Source organism: Vibrio sp. J383 (assembly GCF_023503985.1).
Classification (GTDB): domain Bacteria; phylum Pseudomonadota; class Gammaproteobacteria; order Enterobacterales; family Vibrionaceae; genus Vibrio; species Vibrio splendidus.
The window spans coordinates 1,732,943-1,752,657 of sequence record NZ_CP097293.1 but is presented as its reverse complement, the minus strand read 5'-3'; the positions used below and the strand labels follow the sequence as shown (position 1 = coordinate 1,752,657).

General features: G+C 42.0%; 14 protein-coding genes and 2 pseudogenes. 7 read left to right on the top strand and 9 right to left on the bottom strand.

Translation table 11 applies throughout. The features are described from left to right. Nucleotides 1-45: 45 nt before the first annotated feature. The 3 genes from M4S28_RS07850 to M4S28_RS07840 form a co-directional block, all read right to left on the bottom strand. Nucleotides 46-414: a hypothetical protein gene (locus M4S28_RS07850; RefSeq protein ID WP_249632644.1), complete on the bottom strand. Its 369-nt coding sequence runs from the start codon at nucleotides 412-414 to the stop codon at nucleotides 46-48. Between the two features lie 15 nt (nucleotides 415-429). Beyond that, nucleotides 430-1,302 (bottom strand): patatin-like phospholipase family protein, encoded by an 873-nt coding sequence (locus M4S28_RS07845; RefSeq protein ID WP_249632643.1) that lies wholly within the window; start codon nucleotides 1,300-1,302, stop codon nucleotides 430-432. A gap of 83 nt (nucleotides 1,303-1,385) precedes the next feature. Continuing rightward, nucleotides 1,386-1,724 (bottom strand): hypothetical protein, encoded by a 339-nt coding sequence (locus M4S28_RS07840; protein WP_004734781.1) that lies wholly within the window; start codon nucleotides 1,722-1,724, stop codon nucleotides 1,386-1,388. Nucleotides 1,725-2,236: 512 nt separating this feature from the next. Here M4S28_RS07840 and M4S28_RS07835 point away from each other — a divergent pair. After that, entirely contained in the window at nucleotides 2,237-3,745 is a 1,509-nt protein-coding gene (locus M4S28_RS07835; protein ID WP_004734780.1) for a DUF3360 domain-containing protein, read from the top strand. Nucleotides 3,746-3,822: 77 nt separating this feature from the next. Here the strand turns inward: M4S28_RS07835 and M4S28_RS07830 are convergent, their stop codons facing one another. Together M4S28_RS07830 and M4S28_RS07825 are read right to left on the bottom strand one after the other, a co-directional pair. Continuing rightward, nucleotides 3,823-4,671, bottom strand: coding sequence for a hypothetical protein (locus tag M4S28_RS07830; RefSeq protein ID WP_249632642.1), 849 nt, complete (start codon nucleotides 4,669-4,671; stop codon nucleotides 3,823-3,825). 491 nt (nucleotides 4,672-5,162) lie between these two features. Then, nucleotides 5,163-6,340 (bottom strand): IS3 family transposase gene (locus M4S28_RS07825; RefSeq protein WP_249631935.1). Its coding sequence is split into 2 segments (ribosomal slippage): nucleotides 5,163-6,082 and nucleotides 6,082-6,340, totalling 1,179 coding nucleotides; the frame shifts between segments, so codons are not numbered across the junction. Nucleotides 6,341-6,405: 65 nt separating this feature from the next. Here M4S28_RS07825 and M4S28_RS07820 point away from each other — a divergent pair. Then, a complete protein-coding gene (locus M4S28_RS07820) occupies nucleotides 6,406-6,813 on the top strand; it encodes a hypothetical protein (protein ID WP_249632641.1) in 408 nt (135 codons plus the stop codon). Between the two features lie 118 nt (nucleotides 6,814-6,931). Here M4S28_RS07820 and M4S28_RS07815 read toward each other — a convergent pair whose 3' ends face one another. Further along, nucleotides 6,932-7,858 (bottom strand): hypothetical protein, encoded by a 927-nt coding sequence (locus tag M4S28_RS07815; RefSeq protein ID WP_249632640.1) that lies wholly within the window; start codon nucleotides 7,856-7,858, stop codon nucleotides 6,932-6,934. A 507-nt stretch (nucleotides 7,859-8,365) separates the two neighbouring features. Between M4S28_RS07815 and M4S28_RS07810 the strand changes: the two genes are divergently transcribed. The 4 genes from M4S28_RS07810 to M4S28_RS07800 all read left to right on the top strand — a co-directional run bounded on the left by M4S28_RS07810 (nucleotide 8,366) and on the right by M4S28_RS07800 (nucleotide 11,820). Then, nucleotides 8,366-8,623: a hypothetical protein gene (locus M4S28_RS07810; protein WP_249632639.1), complete on the top strand. Its 258-nt coding sequence runs from the start codon at nucleotides 8,366-8,368 to the stop codon at nucleotides 8,621-8,623. Nucleotides 8,624-8,688: 65 nt separating this feature from the next. Continuing rightward, on the top strand, nucleotides 8,689-8,811 hold the full coding sequence (locus M4S28_RS26460) for a hypothetical protein (RefSeq protein WP_017109721.1): 123 nt from the start codon (nucleotides 8,689-8,691) through the stop codon (nucleotides 8,809-8,811). 582 nt (nucleotides 8,812-9,393) lie between these two features. After that, complete coding sequence (locus tag M4S28_RS07805) at nucleotides 9,394-10,305, top strand: hypothetical protein (protein ID WP_249632638.1); 912 nt, start codon at nucleotides 9,394-9,396, stop codon at nucleotides 10,303-10,305. A 337-nt stretch (nucleotides 10,306-10,642) separates the two neighbouring features. Further along, a protein-coding gene (locus M4S28_RS07800; RefSeq protein ID WP_249631935.1) for an IS3 family transposase occupies nucleotides 10,643-11,820 on the top strand; the annotation gives its coding sequence in 2 pieces (ribosomal slippage) (nucleotides 10,643-10,901 and nucleotides 10,901-11,820; 1,179 coding nt in all). Between the two features lie 197 nt (nucleotides 11,821-12,017). On the opposite strand, the pseudogene M4S28_RS07795 reads toward M4S28_RS07800, so the two are convergent. Beyond that, nucleotides 12,018-12,812, bottom strand: a pseudogene (locus M4S28_RS07795) (alpha/beta fold hydrolase); the annotation flags it as partial. A gap of 155 nt (nucleotides 12,813-12,967) precedes the next feature. On the opposite strand from M4S28_RS07795, the gene M4S28_RS07790 reads away from it, so the two are divergent. After that, on the top strand, nucleotides 12,968-15,997 hold the full coding sequence (locus M4S28_RS07790) for an NACHT domain-containing protein (RefSeq protein ID WP_249632637.1): 3,030 nt from the start codon (nucleotides 12,968-12,970) through the stop codon (nucleotides 15,995-15,997). A 690-nt stretch (nucleotides 15,998-16,687) separates the two neighbouring features. On the opposite strand, the pseudogene tnpA reads toward M4S28_RS07790, so the two are convergent. Both tnpA and pheT read right to left on the bottom strand, forming a co-directional pair. Continuing rightward, nucleotides 16,688-17,121 (bottom strand): annotated as a pseudogene (tnpA, locus tag M4S28_RS07785) (IS200/IS605 family transposase). Between the two features lie 170 nt (nucleotides 17,122-17,291). Further along, nucleotides 17,292-19,715 (bottom strand): phenylalanine--tRNA ligase subunit beta, encoded by a 2,424-nt coding sequence (pheT, locus tag M4S28_RS07780; RefSeq protein WP_249632636.1) that lies wholly within the window; start codon nucleotides 19,713-19,715, stop codon nucleotides 17,292-17,294.

Here is a 19,715-nt window from a genome sequence, read left to right as displayed (position 1 = left end):
ATTGTCTGCTATCTAAAACGGCTGTTATCTAGAGGCAGCTATAGCCTAGAAACTGCTAAAAGAGTGAGGAAGGCGTTTTTCTTCGTCCCAGCCGGATAACTCAATATTGATCAATGATTTGCGCTGCTCATTACACAGTGAAGCGACATTGATAATAGGAAGCTGACTGCGAAACTGCGCGGTAAGTATCACCTTTTTACTTTCACTCAGGCAGTCTCGGCATTGCGCCAAAACCACTTCAGTATTTAGCTGATGTGCGTTCTCGATAATCTGAATATCAGCGTTCTCTTGATAGCACTCTATTAGCCAAGATACAGCTGACACTTCTATGCTGGTGAGCACGATGACATCTTTTGTTGCCATAAGCTCGTGGAGTTCAAGCTCTTTTAGTTCAGTTTCCATAAATACTCTCATTCAGCAGCAAATACATTAAAGTCGATTGCCCATTTTAGCCTGTGCCAAATGGTAGCCTCTATCTATCATTTCTTGTGAGCGATCGAACTCCAAAGTGCCACAGGCATTACGTGGGATCTCAAGCGTAATATCGGCGGGGTAAGCGGCCAATTTCTGACGAGCAATAGTCGATTGCATCGCATCAAACGCTTGGTTGGCGATATCGTAAGCTGCAAAGTTAAAGCTCATTTTGCTTTTTACGCTGCTACCTAAATTATCGATAAAGTGAACAACCTTCTCGTGCAGATTGCTATCTTTTGTAGGTAGGGAAACCGGTATCACTTCCTGTTGAAGCATCTCAGGTTCACCACCTAAGTTCACAGCCAGAGTAAAGTCTGTCTTATCACTAAAGGTCGGCGCAATCGGTACGGGATTGAGTACTCCGCCATCAATCAGCACTTCACCATTGATGACGTGAGGTGTGAAGAACAGTGGCAAAGAGATGGAGGCGCGAATGGCATCAAACAGAGAACCTGATTGCAGCCAAACCTCTTTTTCATCGGCGACGTTGGCAGCAACTGCGGTATAAGGGATAGGCAGATCTTCAATTGAAATCTCGCCGATCAGTCCACGCAGCGTGTCGATGATCTTGTCCCCTTTGAAGATACCACTCGATTGCCATGAAAAGTCCAACATCATAGCCATATCCGATTGGTCGATACTGGTGACCCACTCTTCAAATTCATCCAACTTACCCGCAGCGTAGACACCACCGATAAGTGCGCCAATTGAACAGCCAGAGATGGATTTTATCTGATAGCCATGCTCAATTAACCAACGGATGATTCCAACGTGAACCAAGCCTCTTGCGCCACCACTGCCAAGTACCAATGAGACCGTTTTTGCCATCGTATTAATCCTTTAGTTTTTAATTCTAGGGGAGCTAACTCGCCGATTTACCAATTCGCAGATCTCAACTCACTGAGTCACTCTCAGTCCATACGGGTAATGAAGGTTTGCTCGTCATCCACAAAAGCCACATAGTCGCCGTGATAGATAAACACCCGACCACGCCCTTCCACTATACACGCTAGCTGTGGGTTCAAATCTTCTTCAAGATTTTCACTTTGATACGTGCCGGTATCAGTGATCACACCGCGGAGTTTAGGCAAAAATCCATAGCTGCGCTTGGCTTGATCAATCAGGCTCAATTCACTGGTGGTAGAGAAGTAAGCTGGGATGGGACCAGCATCTTCAATAAACATCGGTTTCAGTTCTTCAAAAGCTGTAATCACCAGCCAGTCGATGCCGTTTACGTGATGGATAAACATTGTTTATAAATACCTAGTTTCTCGATAATTCTGATGCGGAGATTCTAACACTATCAGGGGCCAAACGTAGGAGAAATTGAGCTACTAGAGGCAATCCCTACCCCTGCTTATTACCCAATATATCCAACATAAAACTGGACCAGATGTCACTATCAAATCACACCACAACGCAACCAAGCATGCATGCAGCCAAACGTAAGTCGTTGGACTTTTTTCTGGGTCTTTAGAGTCGAACCATTTGTTGTTGAAAGTGGCTTTGTTATTCCTGAAATTAAGAGCCTACCAATAAACAGACACATACTATCTACAGGGTCTAATACTAGTCGTCCGACTCTACGACTAATGTCTAACCGACTGAGTCTATTTGTTTTTTTGGGTTTGGTATAAGGTACTAACAACTGAATGTTAATGAATTTTTAATTATAAGTTGACGCATTGTTTACACTTCATGCCGTGAGTCAACAACGTTTGTTGGAATAACACACCTCAGAGTGTGAACGAAAGGAATCAAAATGAGCACTACTTTAGAGTCCGCACATATACAAACAGAGAAGCCTCAAGCCAATGAGGATGAACTCACCTATGAACAACAACATAAACCAAGATCGGAATTTGATTCCCGAGAACAGTATCTAGAACACGAATTGCAAATCATGTCGCCTAAGCGCTGGCGTCCAAATTTGCCGTTTAAAGATTATCGATTTGAGATAGAAGACACCATCCCAGCGATGGCGGCGACCATTGGTAAAGTGGTTATGGTGGGCGCTATTGCAGCCACCTTTGCTGGGGCTCTCGGACTAAATGAAGACTTCATTCTAGAAAACGTTCGTTATGAACTCCTCATCGCCTCTGTTTTCATTATTATTTTCTCTGGCTTCCTGTTGCCGACCGCAAACCTTGCAGGTACACACGGCCCACTCATTCCTTTAATTCCGATTGTCGTTGCAGCAGGCGGACACCCTATGGCCTTTGGGTTGCTGATTGGCGCTTTTGGCCTAATCTTAGCCATCAGTAAAGGTGGCAGCATGTTGGCAAACCTCACCAGTAAAGGCGTGTGTGGCGGCTTATTGCTCTACCTTGGCTTTGTTGGAACCGCATCTCAAGTTAAAAAGCTGTTCGCTTGGGCTGAGGGAATTGGCATGAGCCATATCGCTTTTGTCGTGATCTTTTGCACCATTATTTTGTACGCGCTATTGGAACACTTCCGTAAACGTTGGTTAGCAGTACCTCTTAGCTGCTTGCTGGGTGGTACGATTGCATTTGCCATGGGTGCGCCATTTGCTTTCCACACTGAGCCAGGCTTACCTAACATGAACCCTATGTATTGGTGGGGAGAAGATACAGGCTGGATGTTAGGCCTACCAACGATTGAGCACTTCATGGTGGTATTGCCGTTTGCTATTCTAGCCGTGGCGATGTGGTCACCAGATTTCTTAGGGCATCAAGTATTCCAAAAGATCAGCTACCCAGAGCGTACCGAAAAAGTACATATGAACATCGACGACACCATGACCACGGCTTCAATTCGTCAAACGTTTGGTTCTCTGCTCGGCGGTACTAACTTTACGTCTTCATGGGGGACTTACATCGTACCGGCGGCGATTGCTAAACGCCCTATTCCTGCTGGTGCATTGCTTACAGCTCTGTTCTGTATCATCGCCGCAGTTTGGGGTTACCCAATGGATCTAGCTATCTGGCAACCTGTGCTTTGTGTCGCACTCATTGTTGGGGTATTTGTTCCCTTGCTAGAAGCTGGAATGGAAATGACACGTGAAGGGAAAACCACACAATCGGCTGCAATTGTTGTATTTTCTTCAGCGCTCGTTAACCCTGCATTTGGTTGGGCTCTCACCATGCTGTTGGACAACTTAGGCTTAGTCGGTTGTAAAGAACGTAGTAGTGAGCTTAGTAAAATGAGCCGTTGGGTGTTGCCTGGAACTATGTTTATTGTGCTAAGTGGTGTGATGGCGTTGGTTGGCCTTCTACCGGGGATTCCGGCGATTATCCCAAGTTTTCGTTAAGCTCGATTAATATTGAGTTTTAGTCGGAACACAAAAAGGCCTCGCACACGCGAGGCCTTAGTTCATTAAAGATATATTTACTTCGACATAACATCACACTTGGTTTCATCTAAACCAAGCCCTTTTGCAGTTAACTCACATTGCTCTTTAATGTCTGTTATCTGGTTCTCCCACTGCTGATCAAAAGATGGAAGTGAATTACTGTTGATAGTTGCGAAATACTGATCGCGCATTAATAAAAAGTTCGACCTAATAGCTTGTTGATCAGCATAAACCTTAACAGCCTTAGTGAGCAGCGTTGCGATATCTTTCGGGTCGTATGATATTGACTGTCGACCATCTTTATCAGCCCCACCGAGGGTAATTTGATACAAGATGTCATAATAATCACGCTGAATACGATGCACTTGTTTCTGATATCTATCGTAACTGGTTTCTTTTACGGCCTTGTTGAGCTTATCAATATTACCTTTCGTAAATTCATTAAGTAATTCAAAGGTATTGTTTTTTATTAGTTCAGATTTGTCTTTCTGCGATTGCGCAATAATTGAGTATGAAAGCTCATTGAGGCGCAATGCCCTGCTCAATGCTAATTGTTTTGCTTGCGGTGAAATAACAAAGTTGATGATATCGTCCGTATTAGGCTTAGTTTCGGCGTACACTTCTTTAATATCAGTGACTTGTTTCACTTGAAAATCGGACATAAGTGTTGAGTTAGTTAGCACGTCTCCTTGTACAAATTTAGGTAAAGGCCTTGGAGCACACCCGATAACGGTATCTAGGGCTCTCGCGCCTAACGTAAGTTCGTTGCTAAAAACTTCAGTAAGTTGGTCGTTGTAAGGTTGGCACCAAGATTTGTCTGCAACTTCGTTTGTAGACACACATCCAGCGAGTAATAAAACGATTAGTGTTAGATATTTATACATAAGAAATCTCTTTATCTGACGTTGAGTTTAAAGCCTCCCCACATGATGAAAGGTGCTGTTAAAATTATTTTTATCAGTAAAGAGGTCATTACAGGTTAGATTAGCCATTTACAGACAAGTGTGACATCTATTGCATATTTAGCGATGAAGATATAAATATTTCGTATGTTAGATGCTTGGTTTGTATGAAGCATACAACACTACCCTCAAATACAGTTCACCGATCTCTTTAAACATACGATCGAGGGGGAGAATATTCTTTGTCGCTGAACATATAGCAGCACTTGTCACGATCGGTATTCAGTTCCTCCCCTTTCCCGTTACCAACAAGAGATTGGAGATGTAAACCAAGGGGAGGTTAGGAGGGGATTATCGGTCAAGCCTCATATGCATCTGATTCACAAGCAATAACGCAATTTGTTACAATGCCCATAATTAAAGGATGGTCTTATTTCGCTATACTCCGCGCCTAACTCCAGAATCTGTAGTGGTCAAGTAAAACTGGCCACAGTTTTATAAGGGAACCAAAACTGTCGTTCCGACTCATTTGGTGTTAATCCACCATTGTATTGATGTGGACGATGCTGGTTGTAATAACCAACCAAATAATCCGTTATTGCTTTCTGTGCCTCTGTAAAACTTCTATAGCCATTCTTTGGTACCCATTCCGTTTTTAAACTTCTGAACACTCGCTCCATAGGACTATTATCCCAACAGTTCCCTCGACGACTCATACTTTGAGTGATTCGATATCTCCATAGCAACTGACGATATTTTTTACTCGTATAGTGGCAACCTTGATCCGAGTGGAACATTACACCAGACGGCCTTCCGCGGCTCTCATTGGCCATGGTCAGCGCCTTGCCAGTCAATACACTATCTGGTGAGTTAGACATTGCCCAACCGATGACTTTTCGTGCGAACAAGTCAATAACAACGGCTAGATAAGACCATCTCTCCCCCGTCCAGATATAAGTCACATCGCCACACCAGACTTGATTCGGCTCAGTCACCGCGAACTGACGATTTAACCGGTTAGGTATATGAACATGTTCCTGCTGTGTTTTTTTGTACGTATGTTTTGCTAGCTGGCAACTGACTAAGTCTAGTTCTTTCATGAACTTACTTGCTCGGTAACGGCTAAGTCGAATACCTCTTGCTGTGACTATGTCAGCAATGGTTCTCGCTCCAGCGGAACCATTGCTCAGCTCATAAGATCGGCGAACTTCGGCACGAACAAGCACATGCTCTGACGACAGAGATTTATCTCTATTTGCCCAATAACGATAACTACTGCGATGAACCCCGAACACTTCGCAAAGCCGTTTCACAGCATAACTCTTCTTGAGTTTCTCGATCATCGAGAACCGTTCAGGGAGTCTGACATCAAGAGAGCCGTAGCCTTTTTTAGAATTTCCTTTTCTTCTTCAATGCGTTTGATTTTCTTTTTAAGGTCACGAATTTCTCTTTGCTCTGGAGTGAGTGGTGATGAATTTGGTGTCTTACCAGCTCTTTCAGCTTTGAGTTGCCTTACCCAGCTTTCTAACGTAGTTTTTCCAATCCCCATTGCTTCGCAGGTTTCTTTATAGGAACGTCCCTGGTCAAGCACTAGCTGAGCGCATTCAAGTTTAAATTCTGGGTTAAAAGTGCGTCTTTCACGCTTAGTCATAATGTCACCTGTTTTAGTATCGAGATGATCATACATCACCTCTTAATCAGGTGGCCAAATTAACTATGCCACTACAAACAGACCTAATACCAATGAATATCTTTAAAACCTTAGCTCTTTCTATCACGCTATTTTTAGTTGGCTGTGCATCTGGTTCAGCAATATTAGTTGGTGAAGCCAGAGACCCAATTACACCTCTAGAAGTAACACTGTATCTCGAAGCACCTGAGAACTATGAAAAAATAGCTTTAGTTGATGCATCTAGTGATGCAGGTATGACTAAACAAGGCTCCATCGACTATGCAATCGAAGAGTTAAAAAATCAGGCGGCCAAACTAGGAGCTAATGGGGTCTTACTTCAAGCGACAGGAAGCAACAGCTCTGTAGTATTGGGAGGCGTCGGCACAGACTACCAGTACTTAATCCCTGTTTCAGAACAGACGGTTAATGGAATCGCGATCTACACAGAGTAGTTAATATTGTCCAAGTTAGTTGCCTCTTAAGCACAAACAAAAAGGCCTCGCACATGCGAGGCCTTGTTTTATCTAAGTTTCAACGAACAGCGAAGCAATTTACGATGGTAAAACCACATCAACTAGAGAGCCATTCATCCAACACTTTGATGAATTTAGGGTTGATGAGATAACCGATGGAAGCATGCGGATTACTTTTTCCGTTGCGAATATTGAGGTTGTAAATGGGGTGGATATCTTTCATTCCGCCGGGTATCAGACCCAGTTTGAGCATATCTTTAAAGTCATTTCTAATTTTGCTGTCATGAGAGATAAAATCATCTTCTGCCGATATGTTTATCCATTGCTGAATGTTTAAAGGGTACTTTTTCTCATCTTTCAAGCGGCTCCCTTTTAGCCTATCTTTTACGTTTTCATCGCCTAGCGGTGACCCGAGCGTTAGCAATAAGTTGACCTTCTTATCCGCACCATAGTCGTGTCTATACTCTCCGTAATGAGACAACTTCCATAACACGTCATAACTGATCATCGACCCGAGACTGTGCGATACAATCATCACGTCATCCTGATTATCAAGCGCTTCCTTCAATTCAACCATTAGCCTGTGCCTAACATCGCTACCAAAATAGGTATCTTCATACCAATAATGCGCCATATCCGGCGCGACCTTCGTTATCAGTGTCTCAGCCACACCTAGCTTTCCAAATAGCGATGAAAAAGTATCTGCTAACGCCTCTTTCAGAAAACCAATTTTAGATACCTTGTTATACGTTGTTTTATTGAACTGGCTTGTCTTGTACTTTTTGAGTTCGGACAACGCTTGCTGCCGACTTGCAGGGTCTTCCGTTGGTTTCTCTAATAATGTGTTTGATAGTTCACCGTAATAGACAAACCGTTTATCTACATCTTTAAAAGCTTGTAATGAACTTGATTCTCCACAATCTCGCTGTAAGCCATGCTCTATAGCATCGTACCAAAGTGCTTGAAGGTGAGCTTTATCGGGCTTTTGAGCGCGACCATGAATGAATATTATTTTCTTAGCCATAGCAGGATGTCCTAAACACATAGTTAAAGTGATTATCAGTAGAAAGCACCACTAGATTCGGTCAGCCCTTACTAATAACAGTGGTGCTAATTACGTATCTAGGGGTGGTTGATAGACCATTTATATAACTATGAGGCACGAGTTTAAGGACCATAAACGAGTGAAAAATACGATCATTACTCGCAAATTAGGAATGAATGTAGCTAGCAAAACCTCTAACTAACAAAAGGTCCTGTACACGCAAGGCCTTTGTTATATCTTTCTAAGGGTTACTACTACCCTTTAACAACTACAGCGCCCTCCTTCACTGACTTAACCGTTTTCATCAACGTTGTATTGAACGGTTCTGGTTGATCTAGTATTGGGAAGTGGCTGAATCTTCGATGTAGTAAAGGCGGTAGTCCTTGATATGCTTCTTGTTTGCTTCTGTTACAGTTAATGTTGAATTTTTCTTGCTAAAAAGGTAGAAAAGTTTATAGTATTTTTACGTTAAAAATGAGACTCGACATGTCATTACAGAAGAAGCAACCTAAAGTATCACTGAACATTAAAATCTCTTCAGACTTGGATGCTCGCCTTAAACTAGCGAGAAAAGCAGCGCGTGAACAAGGGCTAATGTTCAATGTATCTCAAGAAGTTGAAAAGTTTCTTGAGAAGGAAATAAAGAAAGTGGAACGCCAGCTATCAATCGATGAAGCGATTAAGAATAACCTCGAGGATCTTGGTGGGCTTAATATAGATAAAATGATGAAATCAATGGATTAATCATAATACCGACATGTATTGATTCACTTTTGAATGACGAACGATAACTAATTTTGGAGATAATTATGGGCACAATAATCGGACTGTTAATTTTAGCTGGTATCAGTGTATTCCTAAAGCGTCAAACGGGGCTTCACTTGCATGAGTGGATTGCCAAAAAATATAAAGACTCTCAAGACAAAAAATAAACGGTTCTCATGAGAATGACAGAAGCCATCATGTTACCGATTTGGCTTCAAGAACACTTGTACCAAACATAGGGTGAAATGAGAGTAAGCGCTGCTGTCAGCTCAAGAACACAACAGACCCATTTCTTCTGTTGTGGAATCTTAATTTACCTTGTGCGGATATCTACAAGGTGTTAATAATTACCCCTATGAACAAAATTTACCTAAACGCAAAAACCACCACTACCACCATGAGGTTACTCAGGAGGTAGTTTTTTGCGTCAATAAAAGACCTCTGAGTGATTCATCGCCAGAGGTTTTTTTGTATCTAGGCTTTGTATTTCACTCAGAATTAACTGGAGATAAATATGAAGACACAACGAGAAATAACCCAGCAACTTATTACGCTTCGTACCGCTAAAACTAGGGATGATCTGTTGGCCTCAGAACAGACAAGAGATAACAGTGAATAAGGTGTCCTTAGAACATTTGGCAGCATGGCTTTTATCAAACCTAAGATAATAGATGCTCGTTCTAGGCGAATTAAAACTAAACTTTAACTATCAATAGTAAATAGAAATGGACACTCAGTTAGGAGAAGACATGCAAAAGAAAGATGATAATGAACAAGCAGGCCCTGTTTTATCCCAATTTGAAGAAACTGCTGTTATCTCTGACTCGGCACAAGTAACCCCGGTTCTTGTTTACGGTAAGCGTCATATAAAAAAAGAGAAACTTGCTGAATTCAAGTATGTGTACCAAGCGCATTCAAAGTCAGCTTACGAAGAAAACCCAGACATTAAAGCAATCTTTGCCTTTCCTGATACAGAAGATCCTTTGGCATACTGGCATATTTTATGGGTCCGAAGTGCCAGTGCGTTTAACGATTACTTGTCTCGCTCTACTCAGGCAGAATCCGTGTGGGATACGTATGATTACTCGCCTGAAAACCTAGACACATTAACCGTGTTTGGCGGGTGGAACGAAGAAACAAAAACCCGAGCGAAAGCAGATTCGGGCGTAAAGTACGACTTTAAGAGCAACCTTGCCGGTTTCATGAAACCTGATGGCGGTAGGGAAGAAGGTCCTCCGCTGTTTGGATTTACGACGCGTTATGTGAAGCCAGGGCAAATACAGAATTTAGGTACGTCATTCGAGACCGTCTGTGACATGTGGCACCAGAAGATTCCTGGCATTTTGATGGCAGCGGTCTTTCCGGACGACGACACGCCCAACTTGGTTCATGACTTGAGAATATTTGCCAACCACAAGTCTTACTTAGCGCATGTCGACAAGTCTGACAATTTGCTAACGGAAGCAATGGCAGTATGGTTTGAAAATTACGACACCAGCATTCCGTTCTCTGGGCAACTTTACGCCGCTAGCACAAAGGATGAGGCGCTCCATACCAGCTCGATTAAGTCGAGTACCACACCCAGAGCCCAACTTGAAACATTCCATTTCGGCGAAGATGGCATGTTAGGACAAATGCCGAATATGACCCGGAACGACTAGCCACCCACTCAGTACCCATCTGTCTGTTCTATAGGATGAAGACCATGAGATCAGTATTGTGAAAGACAGTTCTGGGATTCGACCAAAACCTCCGACTAACAAAAAGGCCTCGCAATCGCGAGGCCTTAGTTTTATCTATCAACGATTACATCCATCATTTAACAACTACAGCGCCCTACTTCAGTGACTCCAACGCTTTCATCAACATTGTGTGAATAGTTCTAGTAGACCAAAGCCTCCCCCTCTAGCTCCCCCTCGAATTGTAGTGGCATAGTTAATTTGGCCACCTGATTAAGAGGTGATGTATGATCATCTCGATACTAAAACAGGTGACATTATGACTAAGCGTGAAAGACGCACTTTTAACCCAGAATTTAAACTTGAATGCGCTCAGCTAGTGCTTGACCAGGGACGTTCCTATAAAGAAACCTGCGAAGCAATGGGGATTGGAAAAACTACGTTAGAAAGCTGGGTAAGGCAACTCAAAGCTGAAAGAGCTGGTAAGACACCAAATTCATCACCACTCACTCCAGAGCAAAGAGAAATTCGTGACCTTAAAAAGAAAATCAAACGCATTGAAGAAGAAAAGGAAATTCTAAAAAAGGCTACGGCTCTCTTGATGTCAGACTCCCTGAACGGTTCTCGATGATCGAGAAACTCAAGAAGAGTTATGCTGTGAAACGGCTTTGCGAAGTGTTCGGGGTTCATCGCAGTAGTTATCGTTATTGGGCAAATAGAGATAAATCTCTGTCGTCAGAGCATGTGCTTGTTCGTGCCGAAGTTCGCCGATCTTATGAGCTGAGCAATGGTTCCGCTGGAGCGAGAACCATTGCTGACATAGTCACAGCAAGAGGTATTCGACTTAGCCGTTACCGAGCAAGTAAGTTCATGAAAGAACTAGACTTAGTCAGTTGCCAGCTAGCAAAACATACGTACAAAAAAACACAGCAGGAACATGTTCATATACCTAACCGGTTAAATCGTCAGTTCGCGGTGACTGAGCCGAATCAAGTCTGGTGTGGCGATGTGACTTATATCTGGACGGGGGAGAGATGGTCTTATCTAGCCGTTGTTATTGACTTGTTCGCACGAAAAGTCATCGGTTGGGCAATGTCTAACTCACCAGATAGTGTATTGACTGGCAAGGCGCTGACCATGGCCAATGAGAGCCGCGGAAGGCCGTCTGGTGTAATGTTCCACTCGGATCAAGGTTGCCACTATACGAGTAAAAAATATCGTCAGTTGCTATGGAGATATCGAATCACTCAAAGTATGAGTCGTCGAGGGAACTGTTGGGATAATAGTCCTATGGAGCGAGTGTTCAGAAGTTTAAAAACGGAATGGGTACCAAAGAATGGCTATAGAAGTTTTACAGAGGCACAGAAAGCAATAACGGATTATTTGGTTGGTTATTACAACCAGCATCGTCCACATCAATACAATGGTGGATTAACACCAAATGAGTCGGAACGACAGTTTTGGTTCCCTTATAAAACTGTGGCCAGTTTTACTTGACCACTACAAATGGAGTGACCCGATCTCTTGAGATATAAGAATGAGGGGGAGAACATTCTTTGTCGCTGAACATACAGCAGCACATGTAGCGATCGCTATTCAGTTCCTCCCCTTTATCGTTGCCAACAAGAGATTGGAGATGCAAACCAAGGGGAGGTTAGGAGGGGATTATCAGCCTATTCTCACGTGCAACCACCCTACTTCACTGACTTAACCGCTTTCATCAACGTTGTGTTGAACTGCTGTGGTTGCTCTAGCATTGGGAAGTGGCCTGAGTCTTCAATGTAGTAAATGCTGTAATCCTTGATGTGTTTCTTGTTCGCTTCGGAATCAGTTGGCCATAGGCGAGCATTAACCAAAATTACTGGCACATTCACGTTCTCATACACGCGGTGTGCTTCGCCTGTTACGTATTGGCCCAGATAATGACGGAACTGGTTTATCGCGATAGCTGGCGGTGCGGATGCCATGTCTTGCGTTACCCAGTAAAGTAAACTCGCGTCTACGTCTTTTGGTAGCGAGTCTTTCACGAACGTAGTGATGCCCGCTTGGAAGTCTGCTTCAAACGGTTTGGTCATTGTATCTAGGTCGCTTTGTGAAACGGCTAGTGCGACGTTTTGCGATGTATCGACACCAATAATGCCCTTCACTCTTTTCGGCATCAGTTTAGCCGCTTCTGCAATCACACCACCTGCCATTGAATGCCCAACTAAGATGACTGATTCGAGTTGTTCTTTGTCGATGACGGCTTTGATGTCTTCAGCAAACGCAACCATGGTGTACTCTTGGCGGTCGAACGATGAGTTACCATGCCCAGCTAAGTCCATAGTGATCACTTGGTACTGCTTTGAAAACTCACTCACTTGGTTTTGCCATAGCCTGCTGTCTAAGCTCCAACCGTGAATGAAGATCAGCGCTGTTCCCCCACTCCCACTTTTGCCATACGCAATTTGCTCACCATCGTGAGATATCGCAATACCGTACTTAGTTATGTCTTGCTAGTTATGGACCAGAAAAGTAATACTCACACGGCAGTATAACATCCACTATACCACCCAAAAATACATTAAAATCATAAATCTATAATGAACGATAGATTCACAAATGATAATATACCGCACACTTAATGTATAAACTGGATTATTGGATGAATCACGTACTTTCAAGTCGCCACAAAGCTTTTGTATTGATATTTATAATCAATATGGTTGCCATTTTGACTTCGGTCTTCTTCACAAGCTTCGATCAAGCGCTATTGGTTTCAGTATGCGCACTAATATTAACTTTTGTGACTCGTTCAATATGGTTACCACCAAACCATGGTCAGAATAAAGTAAGGCTATATTCACTATATATCGTATCTCTTGTCCTCTTATCCGGCACATATGGCAATTGGAGTTTTCTAATTCATGGTGTTCTAGAAAGCCTAATCCCGGAATCAAGTCGATTGATATTTATTCTTTCATATGAACCTGCAACTATTTCTGTACCTATTTTATTATTCTTATCCTTTTCAATTTATGTGATAAATAAGTCACTTTCTCCTTCGGGAAGTATGGGAGAGAAACAAAGCTCTTTTGATAAGGAGATCCCTGAACCAGAGTTTAACGAGCGACTAAACAATGCTCTGATAGCTTTAGAAGATGATCTAAAAATGATCAATAAGCAATCAAACTGGACAGGGAGTTTTTACACAGATTTAGATGCGGAAGTCTATATTAAAACAAAAACCAAAAATAAACGTAAGGTATCTAACTTACTTAAGGCATTAAATAACAAATCTGGTAGGGCATTTCTAGTTCTAGGTGAACCTGGAGGTGGCAAAAGTGTTGCGCTGCGTAAGCTTGCTATAGAACTTTTACCACAAGTAAAAGAAGCAAACAAAATACCACTTTATATCAATTTAAAAGAATGGAATAACACAAATTGGTCTGAAAAAAATCCGCCTAATGAGCATCAATTACTCGAGTTCGTTCGTGAGAACATAGCGAGACGCGATTTGGCTCTAAACATTTTCGTAGATAAATACTTTGACCGATTGATTGAAAAAAAACGATTCTTTTTTATATTTGACTCATTTGATGAAATTCCACAAGTAATGAATGTTGACGATAACAGCTTATTAATTCAACAACTATCGTCCATTTTATATAAGTTCATAAAGGATAATAATAACAAACCCACAGGTTTAGTCTCATCTAGACATTTTAGAAAGCCTACTAGTGATTTCAATGCGTCTTCAGAAATCGAGATTCGACCTTTTAATGGTGCTCAAATATATAAATCAATAAGAAAGATGTCCAATTCATCCGAAGATTTGATAAATAAAATCTTTAAGGATAGAACAGACCTATATTTAACTGCTAAGAATCCGTTCATGGCATCAATGATATCGAAATATATTGAAATACATGGTGAACTACCAAAAAATAGATTAGATATGTTCTCTGTATTCATTGATGATGCATTGAACAACTCTTCTAGAAAGCTCAGTGAACTCGATATAGATAAAGAATATATACTAACATCCTCAAAGAAAATCGCCGTTGCAATGTTTTCAGATTTTGGCCTAGAGGCATCTGTTAATGACTTAAAGTTGAAGTTTCCTAATATAAAAATTGATCAGTTAATAGAATGTCTAAAATTCGCTCGACTTATAAGAGCTAGCAGTTCAGATGAGGGGAGAATCAGTTTTGTTCATAGGCGATTCTGCGAATATTTTGTTGTATTAGATATGTTAGATAATGAAAGTGACATACCTTTCAACGAAATTCCCAAGGATACACAGTGGCGAGATGCGTTGGTTTTATTCTGTGAGGTATCTGATGTTAAAAAGGCTAAAGATATTGCTGACAACTGCTGGGAATTTATAAAAAAAGACAATGGTTCAGGTTCACTGGAGGCAATTCACTGCATTAGATTCCTGAGAGATGCATTTAAAAGCAGGCATGACTGTATCCACCATATACAAGAAGAAATTCAAGACTTTATTGATAAGGAATTGAGTTCATGTAAACCAGTACACTGGAACAAATTTGTCATTGAGCTACTTTGCTTATGCAAAACTAATGTCATAGAAGAGTCTGTTATTAGAACATTAAAAATGAAAGATTCATGGCTATGCTCCACTGCGATCGAATCATGTCGACATTTATCTAAAGTATCCAAGGAACTGAAGATAGAATTAGGAAGTTACCTAGATTCAGGTAATGATCTACAATTCTTTAATAGCTTTAAGAGTAACTATTTTAATTTTGGAATATCAGATGCGTTTAGTTCTGTTAAAAATTACTTAGTATTAAGAAGCATTGAGATTTCATTATTCATTCTGTTATATATTATAATACTTTGTGTTCAACCCACTTTGACAATTGCATTAACCATTGCATCTATCATCCAAGTTATAGTTATCTATTTCCTAAATCAAATATCAATAATAAATATCAAGAACAATAAAGATTCAAATGACAGTTTTTTGATTAATGGTACATACCATCACAGCTCTTTAGAAATAGCCATTAACAACGGGGTATCAGGAATTTTATTGTTATTGATTTCATCGGCTAAGCGTGGGGTCCTATTCGCGCTCCCGATATTAATTTTCTTATATTTCATGGTTTACATGTTTGACAATGAGAGCACAGTATTAAATAGAATACAAGAACTAGATGTTCAAAAGTTCTACATAATTTATTTTTCTATTTTTTATCTCACGTGTCTATTTTCATTTTTAAAATTGAGGCTCACTACAGGAGCAAAAGGTCTAGACTTATCGCTAATTTTTTATGCTTTAGTCATGGCAATAGTTATTGGAGCATCTCTATTTTATTTGAATGAATACATTTATCTTATTAAGGATTATATTCGATATGCTTTACTATGTATCATGTTAATCCCACTTCCAATAGCTTTCATGAAGATTAAAACGCATTTCAGGGTTCGAAATATTTATAAAAATATTAATATAAAAAGCCTAAAAACACGATTAGACATTTACAGCGCAATCAAGTCTTTAGAGGGTAATCACTTTTATATTAACAAGTTAATCGATAACATTGAGTTAAACATATCGAGCGTGAAAGGTGATTGGCCTGATAAAAATATTCTTTGCTCTACTTCTGGTATATATACAACAAAACTCTGCCAGCTAGATGTTCGTTGGCTAGGTATAGACTAATGTGTCCCGTCTTGATGTAGATTGACAATTAATTGACCAAAACGCTCGATTTACTTCATCGGGCGTTTTGTTTTTTAGAACTATGTGATATCTCTTATTAACAAGAGGCTTTTAATGATTCGACCACCATTTATTTTACTTCATCTAAATCGTTAGATTTATTCAACAGGTATGCCATGCTTTCAATAGAGAAAATAAGCTGTCTCGCACGGTTTATATATCGTTCCAAGTAAGCGTTCGGCCTTTAACCCCCTTATACTAGATGCATCATTCATCACTCCTCCACAAAACCTCAAACCTCATATTAACTCATCTATCTTTGGCTGATGAATTGCTACGAGACACTGCTTTTAGAGAGCTTCGCCCATAATAACTCAGCCTTGTGCTTCTTTGAGCTGAGTCTCTTCTAATTGCTACTCGAATCCTTTTGATTCGCATCTCTGGAGTTGAGCCTCGAAAGAATTTTACGTAGTCGCTTTAGACCTTTCTCATTAGTCATTTCACCTTTCAATTTGTTTTAGGACCACAAAATTAAAGGCACGAGATTAATTGCGTTGAGTACCCTCTATATGTTGTTCAGCACTCTCCAGTTTAGTGGTGGAAACACTTGAGCCGCATAAAAACTGTAAGTAAATTACCACCTTCTAAAGAAGGTGGCTTTGTGTGAGCCCCCTAAAAGGGGGCCCTTTTTTAGTCCAGCGCTAATTGTTGCTGTTCCACGCGCTCTTTCTTCTCCTGATGCCTTACATACGTCGAATGATTTCTTCATTAATTCCTACTCTATCGACAAAATAGCCCTTTTGCCAAAAGTGGTTACTCCAAAGCTAATTTTTCCTCAAATATGGAAACTTACTGAAAGGCTTTAAGGCTATTTTGCCTTTCAATACGCCCATCAACTTGGATATTGATAGCTTGGGTGAAACCTTTACGACTAAGTGCACGTGGTCAACTTGGACGTTCAGTTCAACAACTTCACATCCAAGTTGATTACAGTAAACATTTATACACCGATAAACTTCTTTGCCTACATTGCTCTTCAAGATCTTAAATCTGTATTTTGGCGTCCACACTATGTGATATTGACATCTCCAAAATGCGTGGGAAGCTTGATTGTATCTACTCATGTTATTTGTCCTCTTTGACTTCGCTAAAAATCAAGGGAGCATTTAACATGGGTAGAACTACAGGCAAAGCCTAACTGAATGAGAACCACCTACTGAAGTAGGTGGTTTAGGGCTGAAAACAAAAAGGCCTCGCAATGCGAGGCCTTTGGTTTTCTATCTATCAGAAGAGATTAGTCGCGAAGTGCTGCGCCGAATTTCTCTGAGATTGAAGCTACGATAGCATCTACTGAACCAGCGATGTCTGCATCTTCAAGTGTGCGCTCTACAGACTGTAGGCTAAGTGCGATTGCTAGGCTCTTCTTACCTTCTTCAACGCCTTGACCAACGTATACGTCAAACAGTTTAGCGCCTGTTAGGAATTCGCCACCAGCAGCGATACACGCTTCAACGATGTCGCCAGAAGCAACTGCTTCATCAACAACAACGGCGATATCACGACGGTTTGCAGGGAACTTAGATACGGCTACTGCTTCTGGAAGCACGCGAGTGTTGATAGCTGCCCATTCGATTTCGAATACGATAGTACGGCCGTTAAGACCAAACTTGCGCTCTAGTTCTGGGTGAACAGTACCAATGATACCCACTTCTTTGCCGTCGACTACGATAGCCGCAGTTTGACCTGGGTGAAGTGCTGGGTGCTTAGCAGATTTGAAGCTGTATGCAATTTCGTTTGCAGAAAGCTCAAGAACGGCTTCTAGGTCACCTTTAAGATCGAAGAAATCGACAGTGCTCGTCGCAATATCCCAATGCTCTTCGCCACGCGTACCAGAGATAACGCCCGCAAGCATCATTTCTTGGCGCATGCCGTTTTCAGCCGTTGCTTCAGGGATGAAACGTAGGCCTGATTCGAATAGACGAACGCGAGACTGTTGACGCTTCTGGTTGTGAACAACGGTGTTTAGTAGACCTTGGATTAGGCCAAGACGCATTGCTGACATGTCCGCAGAGATAGGGAATGGCAGGATTAGCGGCTCAACACCAGGTACAACAAGTTTTTGCTGTTCTGGTTCTACGAAGCTGTATGTGATTGCTTCGTGGTAGCCACGGTCTACAAGAAGGTCACGAACGCGCTTAAGCGGTTGGTTAGCTTCTTTGTGGTCATTCATTTTAAGTGCCGCTTTAGGCGCTTGGTTTGGAATGTTATCGTAACCGTAGATACGACCTACTTCTTCAATTAGGTCTTGCTCGATTGCGATATCAAAACGCCAAGATGGAGACGTTGCCGTCCAACCAGCATCAGTGTTTTCTGTATCTTCAACAACAGCTACTTCACAACCTAGGCGAGTAAGAATTTCCACTACGTCTGTCGATGGGATTTCGTGACCTAGTAGGCTGTCTAGCTTAGCGCGACGTAGAGCAACTACGTTTGCTTTAGGAAGATCAGCTTCAGATTCGCTGCCGTTTACTGGCGCAACTTCACCACCACAGATTTCAACGAGAAGCTGTGTTGCACGCTCCATAGCGGCTAGCTGAAGTGTTGAATCAACACCACGTTCGAAACGTAGAGAAGAATCTGTGTGAAGGCCGTAAGCACGTGCGCGACCACGGATGTGATCCGGTGCGAAGAATGCCGCTTCAAGAAGTACGTCTGTTGTTTCAGTAGTAACACCAGAATCTTGACCGCCAAAGATACCAGCGATTGCTAGTGCTTTGTTTTGGTCTGCGATAACAAGTGTGTTGCTGTTTAGTTCAGCTTCGTTGCCATCTAGAAGTGTTAGCTTTTCGCCCTGCTCTGCTAGACGAACCACGATACCACCTTCGATCTTAGCGAGATCAAATGCGTGCATTGGTTGGCCTTGCTCTAGCATCACGTAGTTTGTGATGTCTACCACTGGGTCGATTGAACGGATACCACAACGGCGCAGTTTTTCTTGCATCCAGATTGGCGATTCCGCTTTCACGTTTACGTTCTTAACCACACGGCCAAGGTAACGTGGACAAGCGTCTGTTGCTTTGATTTCAACAGAGACGGTGTCTTCAATGCTTGTTGCAACAGCGTCAACGGTTGGCTCTGTAATGTCTGCGCGGTTTAGTACGCCAACTTCGCGAGCAAGGCCACGGATGCTGAAGCAGTCTGCGCGGTTTGCTGTTAGGTCTACGTCGATAGTGACGTCGTTAAGCTCAAGAAGCTCACGTACGTCCATACCAAGCGCTGTGCCTTCAGGCAGCTCAAGGATGCCGTCTGACTCTACGTCGATACCTAGCTCAGAGAAAGAACAAAGCATGCCGTGCGATGGAACGCCACGTAGTTTTGCTTTCTTGATTTTGAAGTTGCCAGGCAGTACCGCGCCAACAGTTGCTACTGCTACCGTTAGGCCAAGACGACAGTTAGATGCACCACATACGATGTCTAAAAGCTCTTTGTTACCGTCTGCATCAACAGCGCCGATGTCGATCTTTGTAACTTGCAGTTTGTCTGCGTCTGGGTGTTGACCGCACTCAACCACTTTACCGACTTTCACGCCAGTAAATTCGCCAGCCACAGGAAGAACGTCGTCTACCTCTAGTCCAGCCATTGTAATTTGGTGCGTTAATTCATCAGTTGTAACTGAAGGGCTTACCCACTCACGAAGCCATGATTCGCTGAATTTCAT

Excerpts from the sequence above, each read along its gene's own strand:
- M4S28_RS26460 (WP_017109721.1), top strand. The coding sequence starts at position 8,689 with ATGGGCACAATAATCGGACTGTTAATTTTAGCTGGTATCAGTGTATTC.
- M4S28_RS07820 (WP_249632641.1), top strand. The coding sequence starts at position 6,406 with ATGCCACTACAAACAGACCTAATACCAATGAATATCTTTAAAACCTTA.
- M4S28_RS07830 (WP_249632642.1), bottom strand. The coding sequence starts at position 4,671 with ATGTATAAATATCTAACACTAATCGTTTTATTACTCGCTGGATGTGTG.
- M4S28_RS07850 (WP_249632644.1), bottom strand. The coding sequence starts at position 414 with ATGAGAGTATTTATGGAAACTGAACTAAAAGAGCTTGAACTCCACGAG.
- M4S28_RS07790 (WP_249632637.1), top strand. The coding sequence starts at position 12,968 with ATGAATCACGTACTTTCAAGTCGCCACAAAGCTTTTGTATTGATATTT.
- M4S28_RS07805 (WP_249632638.1), top strand. The coding sequence starts at position 9,394 with ATGCAAAAGAAAGATGATAATGAACAAGCAGGCCCTGTTTTATCCCAA.
- M4S28_RS07845 (WP_249632643.1), bottom strand. The coding sequence starts at position 1,302 with ATGGCAAAAACGGTCTCATTGGTACTTGGCAGTGGTGGCGCAAGAGGC.
- pheT (WP_249632636.1), bottom strand. The coding sequence starts at position 19,715 with ATGAAATTCAGCGAATCATGGCTTCGTGAGTGGGTAAGCCCTTCAGTT.
- M4S28_RS07835 (WP_004734780.1), top strand. The coding sequence starts at position 2,237 with ATGAGCACTACTTTAGAGTCCGCACATATACAAACAGAGAAGCCTCAA.
- M4S28_RS07815 (WP_249632640.1), bottom strand. The coding sequence starts at position 7,858 with ATGGCTAAGAAAATAATATTCATTCATGGTCGCGCTCAAAAGCCCGAT.
- M4S28_RS07840 (WP_004734781.1), bottom strand. The coding sequence starts at position 1,724 with ATGTTTATCCATCACGTAAACGGCATCGACTGGCTGGTGATTACAGCT.
- M4S28_RS07810 (WP_249632639.1), top strand. The coding sequence starts at position 8,366 with ATGTCATTACAGAAGAAGCAACCTAAAGTATCACTGAACATTAAAATC.